Here is a 15429-nt window from a genome sequence, read left to right on the forward strand (position 1 = left end):
TATTACCTATTTTTTAAATAATGCCCGTTTTATTATTCTAAACCAATTAAAGCTGCGGTTAAACAACGGAAATTCCAGCTCTTTTTTTTCACATACCGTGGACATGCTGTATTTATCGGTTTCCTGCTTCAGTCTTTGAAGAAGCTGTTGCTGTTTGAGCTTATCCTCTATACCCATGGCATAATCAATTTTCTTCATGGTTTCGGTAGCCTGCATTATCCGGTTCTGGTTATCCTCCATTACCTGCCGGCTAATAGAGCCGGCCCTGCCCTTGAGCCGGTTCAACCCCAGGGCAGCCTCATAGGTAGACTGTACCAGAAGGTCCCTGCTGATGTATTTGCTTTCATAATTTAAAATATATTTCCAGGAAGGCTGGGTTATAGCCTCTATATGCTGGGCCAGTGTCTTTCTGGTAAGCCGGTATCCAAATTTTTCAGGTTGCTCAAAGGTCCTGCTTCCCGGATCCATAAACGGAGCCATGGGTGAAATAAAGGGCATAAATCTGCTGTCCCAGCCCAGCCGGTCATAGATATCCTCACAGAAACCAACCGTGTCCAGTATGGACTGGCGATCCTGCCCGGCAATCCCGGTCATAAAATAAAGGTCAAACCTTACTGCTCCCCTGTCCAGGGCATAGCTTATGGATTCTATAAGCTGTTCATTGGAAAAATGCGGCTTACCCATTTTTTCCCTTATAGATGGGTCATGGCTGTCAGGACTTATCTCGTACAGGACATTTTTAAAAATCTTATGGACCTGGTCAAAAAACTCCCTGCGGGGAGGCTGGAAAAATTCAAAGAAGACCTGTAAATCCCGGGGAAGGCTGCGGGCATGTCTGAAAAATTCCTGAACATAGTCCGGTCCGTTCTGATTTATATCCCCCAATATAAAAACAGGGGCATTAATATATTTGCCTATGTTTTTTATCTCTGCCACCAGCCTTTCAGGAGACCTGAAAGCAGGACGGCTGCGTTCTGCAAAAACCCTGAAGGCGCTGGCCGAACCCCCGCAACCGGAACAATCCATATAGCAGCCCCTGACTACAGGAATGGTAGTTATGGGATAGCGGAGCCAGTCAGAAAAGGGCATAAGGCTTTTAAAATCCAGGTACCTTAAAGCCATATCAAACATAATACTGTAATCAAAATCTATCTCTTCTAAATCCGGGGATATGCAGGTCAAAGGATTTGCCTCTACCCGTCCATCTTTCTTGTAAACCAGATTGGGTATATGGCCGAGCCCGGAATAATCCCCGCTTTTTATGGTTTGCATTAATGTGGCCAGAGGAATTTCGGTAGAATCACCCCTCAGCACATAATCCACCTGGTTAAAATTTATCAGTTCCCGGTGATAGTAAGAGGCTGAAAATCCACCGAATATAACCGGGGCATCAGGGTGGTATTTTTTAATCAGTTTGGCCACTTCCAGTGAACCCTGGGCATGAGCAAGCCAGTGAAGGTCCAGGCCAAAAGCATTCGCTTTTAACCTGCTTATAAATTTCTCCGCATCAAAACCGGGAGCTTCCTGCATCCGGTAAGCCAGGTTTACAATCCTAACCCTTATACCTTTCCGGCTCAAATAATTGGCCATGGTTAAAAATCCAATGGGGTACATCTCAAAAATAGGGGTGCTGGGCACTAGATCACTCATGGGCCCATACATTATGGTTTTCTTTCTAAAATCATACACGCTGGGTGCATGAACCAAAACTAAATCCGCCTTCATCTAAATCCTGTCCCATAACCGGTTGACCTGGCCTGCCAGCCGGCGCTGCAGCCAGTCTACTTTTAACTGTGCTATGATATCATCTAATTGGTTTTTAATAAAATTCTTTTTGTCTTCCAGCGCCTCCATCTTCATAAAACCAGTGGCTTTTAGAAGTTCTTCCAGCTCCCGGCAACTCTTAAGCAGGGTGATATGGTTTACAAAACGGTAAATATAACTTATATCTCCGGCCAGGTCCCTGGGCCAGGGAGGAGGGAAAATACTGTAACCAATTAAAAAGCTATTCTTAAACAGTGAATTAATGCTTAGCATAGCCCCCACCCTTTCTTCCAGAATGCTTTCTATGGAAATCTTTTTTTCTTTCAGTTTCAGTAAATCGGCGTAAAGAGAAAGCCGGGCCTTATGGATTGATTTTAAAGAATTGATTACTTCATCAAAGATAAGCATATCCTCAAATTTTACCAGGTAGTTTACCGCCCGGGAATAAAGCACATCCCCAAATAACAAATTCAGGGTATAGCGGTCCTGGTCCTGGTCCAGTATTTTTTTACTGCCCCCCCACATATCAAAATTATGGAAACCGCAGCCCAGCCCCAATAGTTCAATTCCTGCCGCCAGATTCAAAATCTTCCATTCCCGGGAACCCTTCTTTCCAGTTAGATTGCCCCTGTATAAAAAAAGAAGCCCGGATGCGTATAATAATCGGCTATCATAATAGGGCTTAAGGTCAAAGGGGTAAAGCGTGGCTATATAGTCCAGCTCTTTTTCCACTATAGCCCTAATTTTCTTAACCACCTGGTTTTTATTTAACTGACTGATATTTCTTCCTTCTGTCTAAAATCCTCTGGTTTTTCCCTCTGGGCCTGCTTATAGGCCCTGACTCCTCTGCTATGGCTTCACTTCCGGGAAGTAGCTTGCTGCCGGTGTCCACTATTTATCCTCTGGTATAAAAAATATCTACAATTCTATATTAGGTTAGGTAATATAGTATAAAGGAGTGTTAAAAAAAGCAAAATTTAATTAAACTATCAAGCAATTATTATATCAGGCTAAATCAATTCTTCAGATCCGGTGCAAGCTTTTTCACCCGGTCCAAAAAACGGTCAAGCTTCTCTCTTCTAAAACTTATCTCTTTAGCCCAGTCATTTAAAAGATTTCTGCCCTCAGGGGTAATATGATATACCTTTTTTGCCGGACCCTGGCTGCGGGTTTCCCAGCTAAATTTTACAAACCTTTCTTTTTCCAGCGATTTAAGGGTACGGTATATGGCACCAACATCGCTATCGGCTTCGGTCAATCCCAGCTTCTGGTACCTGTCTGCCAGCTCATAACCATGAGAAGCCTCTTCGGCCAGCAGCAGAAGTATGGCCGGGGTAAGCAGCCGGCCCATTTTGCCACCGTGGCATAAACACTTGCTGTCATATTTGCACATATCTATTTCTCTTGTCCTGCTTAAAAGTTTACTCCAGTTCCTGCAGCATTTCCTCTGTCTGGACTAATTCCTGTTTTAGTTTCAGCCGGTATTGCCTCAGCCTTTTTATTTTTTCACTGGTGTCAGAAGTATTCATTCTGGCCTGGTTTTCCTTACAACTGCACTGGCCGCCCCCATGCATACTTCCAGACCTGCTATTATCTACACCAGCCGGCTTTACCTGTATCCCCAGCAGCCTTGCCCCTGCTCCGCTTTTCATGGAAAACAGGCCCGGACCACCCACCAGGCATTTTCCCTGGTCCACCTCTTGCTGCTGGCCATCTATGGTTACAGCAGCACAGCCTTTAATACCCACAAACACCACCAGGTCTTCCATCCGGCACTGGGGTATTTTCTCACCAGCAGCCAGATTTATTATCCTGACTTTAAATTCCGGCCGGTGGTATAAAACATTCTTATCCCTCTGCTGGTAGGGATAAGATTCTAATTCTATTAAATCAAATATCTGTGACATATTTATTTTTTCCCCTCTACCTTTATATCTTTTTTATCGGTAAGCTCAATCAGTTTTTCAATTATTATACCCATTATTATTACAAAAACTATGGTTAAACCAAGCCTCAACAGGGTAAATTTTAATCCTAAAAACTGTATCTCTATAAGTTCCTGGGGTAACTTTATGCAGGCCCAGGCGGATATAAAGATGATTATATTGGATCTTTTGGCACCCTTGTTAAGCAGTGCGGCTGCCATGGGAAAAGCGATATACAAAGGGCCGGTAGGCAACATGCCCAGGGCCAGGGATAAAACAATACCTTTGGTACCGGAGGCATATCCCATATATTTTACTACCATCCGATCCGGAATCCAGACCGAAAACAGCCCTATTATAATCATAACTGCAGGCAGTACCAGTATCAGCTCTAACAGGTAATTTTTAGACACGGTAAGTACCGGGACAGCCTTCTGGGGGAATATAAACAGTACAATAGCTGCTGCTATCAGAACTACAGCCATAGCCATGATATCCTTGCGCCTATTATTTTTACTTTTTTTGGCCTGGTTTATATCTTTCATAATATTACCCCCATAATCACGGCAATGGCTACCGCAAACAGAAAGCTAAGTACATTCCTTAAAATAGTCATCTTTTTTCCCATTTCCCTGAGCTCCAGGGGCAGTGTTGTTATTCCCACCATGGTAAGAGTAGTAATAAAAGCAGCAACCGACATAACTGAAGCCCCTCCGTCCAAAAGCGAAGCTGCCAGTGGAAATGATATAAGGGCGGGGATAAACAGGATGGAACCCAGAACTGCAGTAATCATTATTCCCCAGAAACCGGCCCGCTCACCTATAATATTGGATATCAGGTCAGCGGGAAAGAATCCTAAAAGAAAACCTATAAATACTATAATTATAATTATTAGCGGAAGTATCTTGGCGAAGGTTTTTACAGCAATTTTCAGTGATTTCTTGGTCTTTTCTTTGCTTTTTAGCACCGAAAATATAAGCCAGCCTATAGCTATGGCATTAATTATTATGGCTGTAAGATAATTACTGGCTATATTTCTCAATGTTTTCTCATCAATAGCTGATATATAAGGATAACTATATGTTAATTACATATAAATGTCAATTACATTGTTACTGGGATATTGCTGAGTTTATTTAGAAGCCAGCCTATAATAAGGCCTGCCATATAAAATAGCCGGCCAGGCCAATCAATATTGCCCCTGAAACCTTCTCTATAATATGCTGATATTTGGAGATAAAAGACAGATCCTTCAATATTCCGGTAAAAGTCCCTGCTACCAACAGGGGGATACTTCTTCCCAGGGCAAAAACAAACATAAGCAGCATACCATATACTGCGCTTCCCTTAAGTGAAGAAAAAGCCAGTACAGACAGAGTCACCGGCATAGTGCAGGGAGAAGCACCTATACCGAAAGGAATGCCTAAAAGCAATGCTCCCAGCATACCGCTTCCTTTTTTAGGGTTAATCTTTGAAAAGCTCCAGTTAAAATTAATATTTATAACTTTAAGCAGCCATAGTCCCATAATCAGGAGCACCCCGGCTATTATAAAGTTTAGCACCGTAGCATTACTTATAATACCCCCGATAAGGCCGGCAAACACCCCCAGCAGGGAAAGCATTAAAGCTATGCCCAGTATAAAAAAAAGAGAGAGGATAAAGCCTCTCTTTTTACTTTCAACCCTGGCTCCTCCCACATAAGCAGTGACAAATACAACGGTAGGCAATGTACAGGGGCTGAGCCCGCTTATAAAGCCACTGGAAAAAACTACCGCCAGTACTATATACAGGCTGCTGCCGGCATCGATATTAAGCATTCTTTACCTCCTCCAGCACTGTTTCTACCTCTTCTGTCTGGAAGGTACCTTCAAAAACCTCATAGGCTTGGCCCTGAGAGTCAAGCACCAGCAGGGAAGGCAGGGCAACTGCCCCTTTGTCCTTGGCAATTTCTAAAGCGGTTTGCATATCTTCCGAAGATAAGATCCCGGTATTTATGAACAGGGTATTAAAGCTATCCTGGTATTTTTCCATGATGTCGTAAGCCTGATGGTTATAGTTTTCAAAAAATATCCTGGTGCTTTCACAACATTCAGCATCATAGGAAAATACAATAATAGAAGGTTTCTCCGAATTTAATATCTGGTCATAGTACTGTTTCAAACTAAGAGATTCCTCCTGGGTTTGGGCTTCTTTGCTGTCTTCTTCTCCGCCTTCCTCTTGCACTTCCGACTTTTCTTCGCTTTGTTCAGTTTGTTCTTCTTCTTTTATATCAGGTTTATCTTCCTCTTTCTCTAAACCCAAATCTTCAGGCTGTTCAGCCACAGGGTTATCATCTTCTAAAATACCGGTCTCTGTATATGGTGAAAAACCCTTTACTGCTATAAAAATTCCTGCAGCTACCAAAACAAATGCAGCCACAATTATTATTATCATAGTTCTTTTTTTCATATATCTCCCTATTTCACCTTTTCAAAATCCTTATAGCCGGTACCAACTATACTTACCCTCACACCTTATACAGTCTAGATAATTTATAATGCATCAACATGGAAATACCAGCACCGCATTTTTAACGGAACCTGAAGCTACAGCCTGAGCAGTACTCCCCAGAAGCATCTCTCTGGCTCCGCCATGTCCCTTTTTGGATAACATTATTAAATTAACTTCTTCTTTTTGGGCTACCGCTATTATCTTTTTAGCTGCATCCCCCACTTGTACATGGGTAAATACTTCTATCCTCCCGTCTACACCCGCCTTAATTTTTTCCAACAGGCTGCGGGCATCTTCTTTCATTTTCTCCAACTTATCTTTATTGGGAGCACTCTCAATTACATGCAGTAAATGGATCTGGCTAAAGATCCCCCTATTCTCACCCACTGCATCCAGTAGTTTTATAGAGCATTCTGAGAAATCGGTAGCTATTAACACCTGGGGAAACTTCAGACGGCAGTAGGGTTTTAGTTCCCCTTTATCCTGCTGAAACCTTTCTATGAGTAAAGGGGTATCGGTTATTCTTAACAGATCAAAAGCAGTACTCCCCAGAAATAAGCTTTTGATAAAGCCTCCGCCATGAGAACCCGCCAATATCAATGAGGCATTTTCTTCTCTGGAAATATTACTTAATTCTTCTGCAGGAAACCCGATCCTTACCACCACTTCTACTTCAATTCCCTCTTTTTTTAAATCTTGTTTCATCTTATTCAATTTTTCCTCATTAGGAGAAATCAAGTTAGAAGCATTTCCACCCGCTGACCTTATATCTACAATGTGGGCAAGTATCATCTCTTTCATGCCATAGTTTTTGAATTCATCAACACAATTCAACAGTAGTTTTGACTGTTGTGAAAAATCTATGGAAACCAATACTCTTTCGAACAGCATACAAACCTCCTTATTTTTTCTTAACCGGAAACCAGTGGCTGGTCCGGTTAGCAATGCTTACCAGGGCCAGCATTACCGGTACCTCTACCAGTACCCCCACCACCGTAGCCAGTGTAGCCCCTGACTGCATGCCAAACAGGGATATGGCCACTGCTACTGAAAGTTCGAAAAAATTGCTGGCCCCTATCATAGCCCCGGGAGCAGCTACTTTATGGGATAACTTCCACGCTCTGGCCCAACCATAGGCAATGGTAAATATGAGGAAAGTTTGTATAACCAGGGGAACTGCAATCAGCAATATATGTAAAGGGTTGGACAGTATGATATCACCCTGAAAAGAAAATATTATAATCAAAGTCAGCAGCAAACCGATTACGGTTACATGCTTGAATTTCTGCAAAAATACATTTTCAAAATACTCAATTCCCTTCCTTTTTATAATCAGAATCCGGGAAATATAACCGGCGGCAAAAGGAATTACCACAAACAATACCACTGATAAAAACAGGGTATTGTATGGCAGAAACACCTCGGTCAAGCCCAGAAGAAAAGCCACGATAGGCACAAATGCAAAAAGTATAATAATATCATTTACCGCCACCTGTACCAGGGTATAGGCCGGATCTCCCTTACACAGGTGACTCCAGACAAACACCATCGCTGTACAGGGTGCTGCCCCCAGCAGTACTGCTCCGGCCAGATACTCATTGGCCAGTGGAACTGAAATCAGCCTGCCAAAAACAATATGCAGGAAAAAATAAGCTATAGCATACATGGTAAAGGGTTTAATAAGCCAGTTGGTAACTGTAGTAACAGTAAGGCCTCTGGGTTTTTTAGTAGCGTTTAAGATGCTGGCAAAATCAATCTTTAACATCATGGGATAAATCATCAGCCATATCAGAATAGCCACCGGTATGGATACATTGGCATATTCAAAACGGCCAAGGGTCTGGGGCACCACCGGCAAGAACCTCCCGATAGCTACCCCGGCAACAATACACAGGGCAACCCATAGGGTTAGAAATTTCTCAAATAAAGGTAAGCTTGATTTTTTTTCCATTACAGATAACCCCTCAACATTTATTTCTTTAATATGCCTTCAATTTCCTGAACTGAAGGAATTTTTCCTGAAAACTTTACCTCACCATCTATAGCCAGAGCAGGGGTAGTCATTACCCCAAAATCTACTATCTGGTTTATATCAGTTACCTTTTCTACCTCTGCCTCAATATTTAAATTGGCAAGAGCCTCCATGGCATTCTGTTCTGTTTTCTTACACTTGGGACAGCCCGTTCCAAGAATCTGTATTTTCATTTAAATCTCCTTCTTTATGTTTACCCAAATAAATGTCCGAAAAGCATGCCTACAAAAGTAGACATGGTAATTACCAGCAGCACATAGGTGAGCGTCTTTTTGGCCCCCATAACCCGGCCAATAACTATCATATTAGGCAGAGAAAGGGATGGCCCTGCCAGTAGGAGGGTTAATGCCGGACCCTTACCCATGCCCAGATCCATCAAAGCCCTTATAATAGGAACCTCGGTCAGCGTTGAAAAATACATCAGGGCCCCAAATATGGAAGCTAAAAAGTTGGACCTTAAGCTATTGCCCCCAACCCAGGTCTCCACTATGCTTTGGGGTAAAAAGTATTTTATTACCCCGGCAATAAACACCCCGGCTAAAAGTATGGGGATAATCTGCCAGGCAAGCTTGCCGGTCTCCTTTAGCCAGTCCTTAATCTCATTTCTTTTAAAACCTATTATCAGTATAACTATTAACACCGCCAGGGAGACGCCAGCATATATCCACATCTGGGCGGCGCCAAAAACTAGGATACCCAACAGGGACAGGAAAAATATTATACCTATATACCTGGGTTTGGGGTGATCATCGCCTCCGGCAGCAGCTACAAAATTGCCATTATCCTGAAACCTTCTTTCATCCCTGGCCCAGATAACCGACATCAGCAAGCCTATAACCACTGAAAAGATTATAGCTCCTATCCCCCTGGCTATACCCAGATCGTATCCCAGGAGCCTGGCTGTATACACTATAGCCAGTATATTTATAGCCGGTCCGGAATAAAGGAAGGCTATTGCCGGTCCCAGGCCCGCCCCCCTCTTCCTTATGCCTGCAAAAAGGGGAAGTATGGTGCAGGAGCAAACCGCAAGTATGGCTCCGGAAACCGACGCCACGCTATAGGATATCCATTTTTTGGCCTTGGATCCAAAATACTTTAGAACTGCCCCTTTAGATATAAAAACCGCAATAGCTCCAGCAATAAAAAATGCTGGAACAAGACAAGTTAACACATGGGCGGATAAATATTCCAGTAAAGCCTGCCAGCCGCTGGTTACCGCTTCAATAAAAATTTCCATCAGGTTCTCTCCTCTTTGACAAATTGTCTTATCCTGTTTTCAATCTCATCTCTTACTTTTCTAAATTCCTCTGCCCTTTGCTCCGGGCTGCCGTATCCTCTGTCCGGATCCTTTAAGCTCCAGTGGATGTATTTTCCCTTTCCCGGAAAGCTGGGACATACTTCCCTGGCATGGTCACATACAGTTATAATATAATCAAAAGCCTGTCCTAAGAATTCCTCTACTCCCTTGGATCGCTGCCCAGATATGTCAATTCCCTGTTCGGCCATAACCTCAATTGCTACCGGATTTACCCGGGTAGGACTTATACCTGCACTCTCTACCTGCCACCGGGGCAGGTATTTTTTAAAAAATCCTTCAGCCATCTGGCTCCTGCAGGAGTTTCCAGTGCAAAGCACCAGGATTTTTTTGGTTTCCACAATTTCTCCTATCCTTTACAAATTTTATGCCTGTCAACTTCAGTAATCTTCTTTATATCCTGCCTTACGGCTGCATCTTCTTTTACTGAACCATATATACGTTCAATTATCTGCCTGGCATTTTTATCCATGTCCTGCGCCAGGCGATAATTAACCCATAACCCATCCTTGCTGGATTCAAGTATTCCTGCATTCTGCAGCACCTTTAAATGACTGGATATGGTAGGTTGGGACAGGCCGATAATTTCCTTAATTTCACAAACGCACAAATTCTTCCTGGCCACCAACAGCAGGACAATTCTTAGCCTGCCCTCATCAGCCATAGCTTTCAGTAACTTAGTTATGTTTTTTAGTTTATCCATAATACAGCCCCATTATAGTTATATATTTAAATATGTCAATATAGTTTTAAAATAAATTCTTTTTCCCTTTTAAATGGGATTCAAAATTACATTTATATCTACTATAATAGTCAATCATGAGGATAACAAGAAAACATCCTAAAAGGGCCCATAACTATGTATACTTGGTATACATAGTTATAATAATTGCCGCGCTGCAGTTTTTTGCCCTTAAGACCTTCTACCGGGAAATAGTAACCAAACTGCCAGATACACTGTTTAAAGTAACCCAGAAGTATCCCCGGGAAGAATTGACCTTAAATTTTGTGGACAAAAAAACTGAAGAGGCAGAAAAGAAAATAAGCCAGCAGCAAGCCGAAGAACTTATCCTCGAAGAGCCTGAGCCTGATGGACTGGAACAAACCACGGTGGGTACTGAAACCAGCATGGATCAGATAAACATATCCGAAGACCAGAAGGAGATTGTCTTAAAATCACTGGACATGCTGGAAGAAGGAAGGGCCTATCAATATGAGCTGTATCCAGATACAGGTTATCCCCCCGACGATGTAGCTATCTCTACAGATGTTATTGCCCTGGTTATGCGCGATTGCGGCTATGATTTAATGGAACTTATTTATGAAGATATAAGCCAGCATCCTGACGCCTACCCCATGGACATAGTGGACAGGGATGAGCCCATAAAATACATAGACTTCAGGCATGTGTTTTTTCAGGAGACCTTCTTCAGCCGTAATGCTCTCGAGCTTTCTACAGAATTCAATCCTGAAGAAAAATCCAATAACATACACTGGCAGCCCGGAGACCTGGTATTTTTCCAGTTTGATCCGGACAATCCCCACCAGGATATGGGGGGTATAATCTCTCCCAATATCAATGACCAGGGAGTTCCGCTGGTAATAATGACTTCCCGGGAACTGGGGAAGGTAAGTGAAGTGGATGTTTTACTTGAATATGATATCATCAGCCACTACAGGTATCCCTACCCGGAAGAATACCTCGATTAATTCTTCCAGAACATAAAGGGATTGAAATTGGTGTTGCGGTCATAATAATCAACCCGCTCATGCTTTTTCAGGGCGCCGACTACCTTATAGGTAGCGGGGGTCAGTATAACCTCCATACCCACTTTAAATATATAATTGGAAATTATGATAGAGGCTATAAGGGGCCAGCTGTAAAGGCCTGCGAATGCAATCAATACAAATATCAATGTATCCACGCCCTGGCCCACTATGGTGGAACCAATAGTTCTGGTAAACAGCCACCGGCCTGAAGTTGCCACTTTCATCCTGGCCAGTATATAGGAATTGGAAAATTCTCCCACAAAATAAGCGATAAGGGATGCAGTTACTATCCTGGGGGTCTGCCCCAGTATAGCCTGGTAGGCATCCTGCAGCTCCCACCCTGGTGCTGGCCCTGCCGCTCCTACCGCCGCCAGAGTTACCGACATAAGCAGTGCACAGAAAAACCCGATCCATATCACTCTCCTGCTTTTCTGGTACCCATATACTTCAGTAAGGATATCCCCGAATATATAGGAAATAGGGAAAAGAATAGTGCCGCCGTCAAAGGTAAACCTCCATATCTGCACTATCTTGGTGGAAGCGATATTGGATATAAGGAGCACTGCTACAAACAGCCCCACAATTAAATCAAAATACTTGTAATTATTCCTATCCATAGCATTAGTATTCTACAACAATAAAGGGTTTTTTTGCCACAAAATTAATATAATGGACCGATTTAGTATAAATATGTGCCCATACCTATTTTTGGGGCTATAGCCACACAGTCATTGCCCCCATCTACAATATAATATCTACATTTAGCTTATTTCTATAATGATTTTTACCACAGATTAAAGTGTTGATAAATTCAGCAATGCCGCCCAAACCAGCCAAGCTTAATAATACAGATTTATAGCTTCTAATATTAGTACATCTGGTATAATGTCCTAAAGTTTGTTTGACTATATACTTTTTATATTTTAATATGCAAATATAGGAGAATGGGTATTAAATGAAAAAAAATAATTTCTATGTCATTCATGCTGATGTTTGCAAGACTCTTTCCAATCCCAGAAGGCAAGCCATAATTGATGCCCTGCGTGACGGTCCCTTAACCGTGAATGACCTTATAGGGAAAACTGATATTCCCCAGGCCAATCTTTCCCAGCATTTAGCAATTCTAAGAGCCAAGAATGTGGTAAAAACCAAGAAAGAGGGCAATCACGTTTATTATTCAATTTCCAATTCCAAGATAATAAAGGCTTATGACCTTATAAGTGAAGTACTGATGGAAGAGCTCAGCAACAGGAGTGACATGATTAAGAAATCTTTTAAAAAATAAACCCTGGAGGAACAGGCAATGGATGATAAAAAAGAACAGCCTAAAGGCGCTTTGCTATTTATTTTAGGGGGAGCAGCAATGGGAGCATTTGCCGGCTATCTTATCAACAGGATTGGGGTTAAAAATATTGCTACTCTACTTAAAGCTAAAGACATCATACCCCCCAATGTGGCAGATATGGTTAAGGATTTTGCTACCAATAAGCTTGGCGAAAAATAATATCTTTACACAAAAAACTACTTACCATCCCATATTAAGGTAAAAAAATATAAGGGCTTTTTGCAGCCCTTATATTTTTATTTCTATCTATTTATTAATCCTTTTGAAGTTATCCCTTATTACGCGGCTTCTTCTTCATCACCATAAAATAATAGAGGATAGCAGCCAACCAGTAGAGTCCCACTACCCAGGAGGCTATTAATACCACCAGCCATATGGTTTTTGCGTTCTCCCCTCCGCTTGGAAATTCTTCATTCTTCCTCTTGGCACAATCTACAAGAGTAATAATCCATACAATAAACAAGAACAGGCCGACTAGTGCAAATATTGCCCAACATATGATAGCAAAAACACCTATACCCATTCCTAATGCGTCTGAAGCTTCCATCTTACCTCCTTATTGGTTATCATTGTTACATCTATTGAAATTTTATCAGTTAGTTATTTAAACTTCAATACTTTTCTCTAAAAATTATTAATTATTTTCTTAAATTGGGAGAATCGAACCACAGTCCGGTTATTATATACTCCTCAAGTTCAGTATCCATTACTACAGTAACCAGCACCTCATCCTCACTGAACCAGGCCTGGTAGTACAGGGATATGTTTTCCCCCTTCCTGAAGCACGGATATACTCCTTGCTGCCTTCCTGGTAAGTACCTATGGCCTTACTCAGCTGTACCGAGAGTGACTGATTAAAATTTTCTTCAGTAATTGACTGAAGCATCTGGTCTGAAAATTTCCTGGAAAAACGGCCATAGTCTTCCTGGGCCAGCCCCACCAAACAATTTTCTGTAATCCTGTCTGCCTTTTCCCTGACCTCAGGACTCAACTGTATTTCATTTCTGGAACAACCGTAAAAAGATAATGCCAGCAACAGCAACAGCAAGGCAATAATTATCTTCCTAACCATCGTTCACCTTCTTAAGCAGCCAGGCCATATTCTCTCCCAGTATCCTGAAGGTTTTCATTCCTTCTTCATCCTCTCTTATCTGGCCTGGTTTAGATCCCAGGCCAAAATTCCAGTAAATTGAAGAAGGTAAAATTGTCTGGTTCAACATATACATATTATTTATCTGGTTAAGGGTATCTACTGCACCCTGCCTTCTAACCGCAGCAACAGCCGCGCATACTTTTCTTTTTAACCGGTAACCGCCAGCCCGGGCACAATAACCCATCCTGTCCACCAGAGCTTTGGCTACAGGAGTAACCGAGCCAAAATAGACCGGGGAGCCAATCAGTATTCCCTGGCTGCCATAAGCCTTACTAAGGTAACTGTTCATATTATCCTCATCTATTACACAGAATCCATCCTGTGTCTTCTTACAGACCCCGCAACCGTCACAGGGTAAAATTGTTTCTGAGCCTATCTGTATCAACTCCGTAGTTATATTTTCTTTTTCCAGCTGCTCAAATACCGTCTCCATGGCAATAAAGGTATTCCCTTTTTTATGGGGACTGGTATTAAATCCAATTACTTTCAACTTCTTACCTCCATCTATGTTAAATAAATTCTGGGAATCCTGGGACCAATCATGCAGACAATCTCATAATTTATAGTTCCCATGATTTCAGCAAGCTGATCCGCAGTAACCGATTTGTCCTCTGCCTGTCCTATTAAAATAACTTCATCTCCTACAGACACCCCCAACCCGGTTACATCTACCATAAACTGATCCATGGTAACATTACCCACCACCGGAGCATATTTTCCATTCACAATAACCCTGGCTTTATTGGAAAAAAGCCTGCTGTATCCATCAGCATAACCTACAGGAACTACAGCTATCAGGCTGTCTCTTTCAGTCCTGAAAGTTCCGCAATAAGATACTGTCTGGCCTCTGGCCACCGCTTTAAGCAAAGCAACCCTGCTCTTTAAGCTAAGTACCGGTTCCAGCCCTAAGGGGCAGGGACGGTCAAAGGGATTTAAGCCATACATGGCAATTCCCACCCTGGCCATATTAAAAGGCAAACCCGGCCTGCCTATAAAAGCAGCGCTATTTGCGCAATGGACAAACCTGATTTTGCCTATTATGGATTCTGCTGCCTCTACCGCTTCCTTAAATCTTTCCAGCTGCAATACGGTAAGCTGCGAACCCAGCTCACTGGCACAGGCAAAATGAGTAAAAATTCCTTCAATCTCCACATAGGGCAACCCGGCAATAGCTTCCACCTGCTGATGGACCTGATGGTAATTTATGCCCAGCCGGCTCATTCCGGTATCGATATTTAGGTGACATTTCACCTTCCGGCCGGTCTGTTTAGCCCTGACACTGAATTCCCGGGCCTTCTTCCAGCTGCTAAAACAGGGAATCAGGTTGCTGGAAATCGCCGGACCTACAGCCTCCGATGGTATTTCCCCCAGTACATAAACAGGGCTTTCTATTCCATTCTCTCTCAGATCCCTGCCTTCCTGTACCAGGGCCACTCCCAGCCCATAAGCTCCCCGGGATAAAGCCCTTTTTGCCACTTCCACTGCCCCATGGCCATAAGCGTCAGCTTTAATGACTGCCATCAAACTAACCTGACTGCCCGCAGAACAACCCTTGAGCAGCTCCATATTGCGGTCAAGTTTATTCAGGTCAATTTCGGCCCAGGCATTCCTATATTGTTGGCTTTCAGTACCCAA

At 42.6% G+C, this 15429-nt stretch carries 22 protein-coding genes; 3 read left to right on the top strand and 19 right to left on the bottom strand.

Translation table 11 applies throughout. The annotated features are described in order from the left end of the window. Positions 1–6: 6 nt before the first annotated feature. The 14 genes from K9H14_01910 to K9H14_01975 all read right to left on the bottom strand — a co-directional run bounded on the left by K9H14_01910 (position 7) and on the right by K9H14_01975 (position 10229). A complete protein-coding gene (locus tag K9H14_01910) occupies positions 7–1725 on the bottom strand; it encodes a TIGR04190 family B12-binding domain/radical SAM domain protein (GenBank protein MCG9478946.1) in 1719 nt (572 codons plus the stop codon). Further along, the gene (locus K9H14_01915) at positions 1726–2520 is read right to left on the bottom strand and encodes a hypothetical protein (GenBank protein ID MCG9478947.1); all 795 of its coding nucleotides are present in this window, start codon (positions 2518–2520) and stop codon (positions 1726–1728) included. Between the two features lie 259 nt (positions 2521–2779). Next, positions 2780–3157 (bottom strand): PadR family transcriptional regulator, encoded by a 378-nt coding sequence (locus K9H14_01920; protein MCG9478948.1) that lies wholly within the window; start codon positions 3155–3157, stop codon positions 2780–2782. Between the two features lie 28 nt (positions 3158–3185). Further along, the gene (locus K9H14_01925) at positions 3186–3671 is read right to left on the bottom strand and encodes a hypothetical protein (protein ID MCG9478949.1); all 486 of its coding nucleotides are present in this window, start codon (positions 3669–3671) and stop codon (positions 3186–3188) included. A gap of 2 nt (positions 3672–3673) precedes the next feature. Continuing rightward, positions 3674–4234: a permease gene (locus tag K9H14_01930; GenBank protein ID MCG9478950.1), complete on the bottom strand. Its 561-nt coding sequence runs from the start codon at positions 4232–4234 to the stop codon at positions 3674–3676. Next, a complete protein-coding gene (locus K9H14_01935) occupies positions 4231–4698 on the bottom strand; it encodes a permease (GenBank protein ID MCG9478951.1) in 468 nt (155 codons plus the stop codon). The genes K9H14_01930 and K9H14_01935 overlap by 4 nt, the downstream gene beginning before the upstream one ends. Positions 4699–4837: 139 nt before the next feature. After that, the gene (locus K9H14_01940; GenBank protein ID MCG9478952.1) at positions 4838–5506 is read right to left on the bottom strand and encodes a cytochrome c biogenesis CcdA family protein; all 669 of its coding nucleotides are present in this window, start codon (positions 5504–5506) and stop codon (positions 4838–4840) included. Continuing rightward, complete coding sequence (locus K9H14_01945; protein MCG9478953.1) at positions 5499–6137, bottom strand: hypothetical protein; 639 nt, start codon at positions 6135–6137, stop codon at positions 5499–5501. The genes K9H14_01940 and K9H14_01945 overlap by 8 nt, the downstream gene beginning before the upstream one ends. A 93-nt stretch (positions 6138–6230) precedes the next feature. Next, positions 6231–7070: a universal stress protein gene (locus K9H14_01950; GenBank protein ID MCG9478954.1), complete on the bottom strand. Its 840-nt coding sequence runs from the start codon at positions 7068–7070 to the stop codon at positions 6231–6233. Between the two features lie 10 nt (positions 7071–7080). Further along, a complete protein-coding gene (gene arsB, locus K9H14_01955; GenBank protein MCG9478955.1) occupies positions 7081–8130 on the bottom strand; it encodes an ACR3 family arsenite efflux transporter in 1050 nt (349 codons plus the stop codon). Between the two features lie 20 nt (positions 8131–8150). Beyond that, positions 8151–8384, bottom strand: a complete 234-nt coding sequence (locus K9H14_01960; GenBank protein MCG9478956.1) for a thioredoxin family protein — start codon at positions 8382–8384, stop codon at positions 8151–8153. A 20-nt stretch (positions 8385–8404) separates the two neighbouring features. Next, a complete protein-coding gene (locus K9H14_01965; protein MCG9478957.1) occupies positions 8405–9448 on the bottom strand; it encodes a permease in 1044 nt (347 codons plus the stop codon). Beyond that, positions 9448–9867 (bottom strand): arsenate reductase ArsC, encoded by a 420-nt coding sequence (locus tag K9H14_01970; protein MCG9478958.1) that lies wholly within the window; start codon positions 9865–9867, stop codon positions 9448–9450. The genes K9H14_01965 and K9H14_01970 overlap by 1 nt, the downstream gene beginning before the upstream one ends. 8 nt (positions 9868–9875) lie before the next feature. After that, complete coding sequence (locus tag K9H14_01975) at positions 9876–10229, bottom strand: metalloregulator ArsR/SmtB family transcription factor (GenBank protein ID MCG9478959.1); 354 nt, start codon at positions 10227–10229, stop codon at positions 9876–9878. Between the two features lie 116 nt (positions 10230–10345). Here K9H14_01975 and K9H14_01980 point away from each other — a divergent pair, with 116 nt between their 5' ends. Next, the gene (locus K9H14_01980; protein MCG9478960.1) at positions 10346–11236 is read left to right on the top strand and encodes a DUF1287 domain-containing protein; all 891 of its coding nucleotides are present in this window, start codon (positions 10346–10348) and stop codon (positions 11234–11236) included. Here K9H14_01980 and K9H14_01985 read toward each other — a convergent pair. Beyond that, positions 11233–11913 (bottom strand): queuosine precursor transporter, encoded by a 681-nt coding sequence (locus tag K9H14_01985; GenBank protein MCG9478961.1) that lies wholly within the window; start codon positions 11911–11913, stop codon positions 11233–11235. The genes K9H14_01980 and K9H14_01985 overlap by 4 nt on opposite strands. Positions 11914–12251: 338 nt before the next feature. Here K9H14_01985 and K9H14_01990 point away from each other — a divergent pair, with 338 nt between their 5' ends. Both K9H14_01990 and K9H14_01995 read left to right on the top strand, forming a co-directional pair. After that, positions 12252–12581 (top strand): metalloregulator ArsR/SmtB family transcription factor, encoded by a 330-nt coding sequence (locus tag K9H14_01990; GenBank protein MCG9478962.1) that lies wholly within the window; start codon positions 12252–12254, stop codon positions 12579–12581. An 18-nt stretch (positions 12582–12599) separates the two neighbouring features. Then, the gene (locus K9H14_01995; GenBank protein MCG9478963.1) at positions 12600–12800 is read left to right on the top strand and encodes a hypothetical protein; all 201 of its coding nucleotides are present in this window, start codon (positions 12600–12602) and stop codon (positions 12798–12800) included. Positions 12801–12909: 109 nt separating this feature from the next. On the opposite strand, the gene K9H14_02000 is transcribed toward K9H14_01995, so the two are convergent. From K9H14_02000 to alr, 4 genes are all read right to left on the bottom strand, one after another. Then, on the bottom strand, positions 12910–13188 hold the full coding sequence (locus tag K9H14_02000) for a DUF2516 family protein (protein MCG9478964.1): 279 nt from the start codon (positions 13186–13188) through the stop codon (positions 12910–12912). A gap of 162 nt (positions 13189–13350) precedes the next feature. Further along, entirely contained in the window at positions 13351–13713 is a 363-nt protein-coding gene (locus K9H14_02005; protein ID MCG9478965.1) for a DUF3887 domain-containing protein, read from the bottom strand. Then, positions 13706–14284: a flavodoxin family protein gene (locus K9H14_02010; protein ID MCG9478966.1), complete on the bottom strand. Its 579-nt coding sequence runs from the start codon at positions 14282–14284 to the stop codon at positions 13706–13708. The genes K9H14_02005 and K9H14_02010 overlap by 8 nt, the downstream gene beginning before the upstream one ends. Positions 14285–14298: 14 nt before the next feature. After that, complete coding sequence (gene alr / locus K9H14_02015) at positions 14299–15429, bottom strand: alanine racemase (protein ID MCG9478967.1); 1131 nt, start codon at positions 15427–15429, stop codon at positions 14299–14301.

The organism is Actinomycetes bacterium, assembly GCA_022396035.1.
GTDB lineage: Bacteria > Actinomycetota > Humimicrobiia > Humimicrobiales > Humimicrobiaceae > Halolacustris.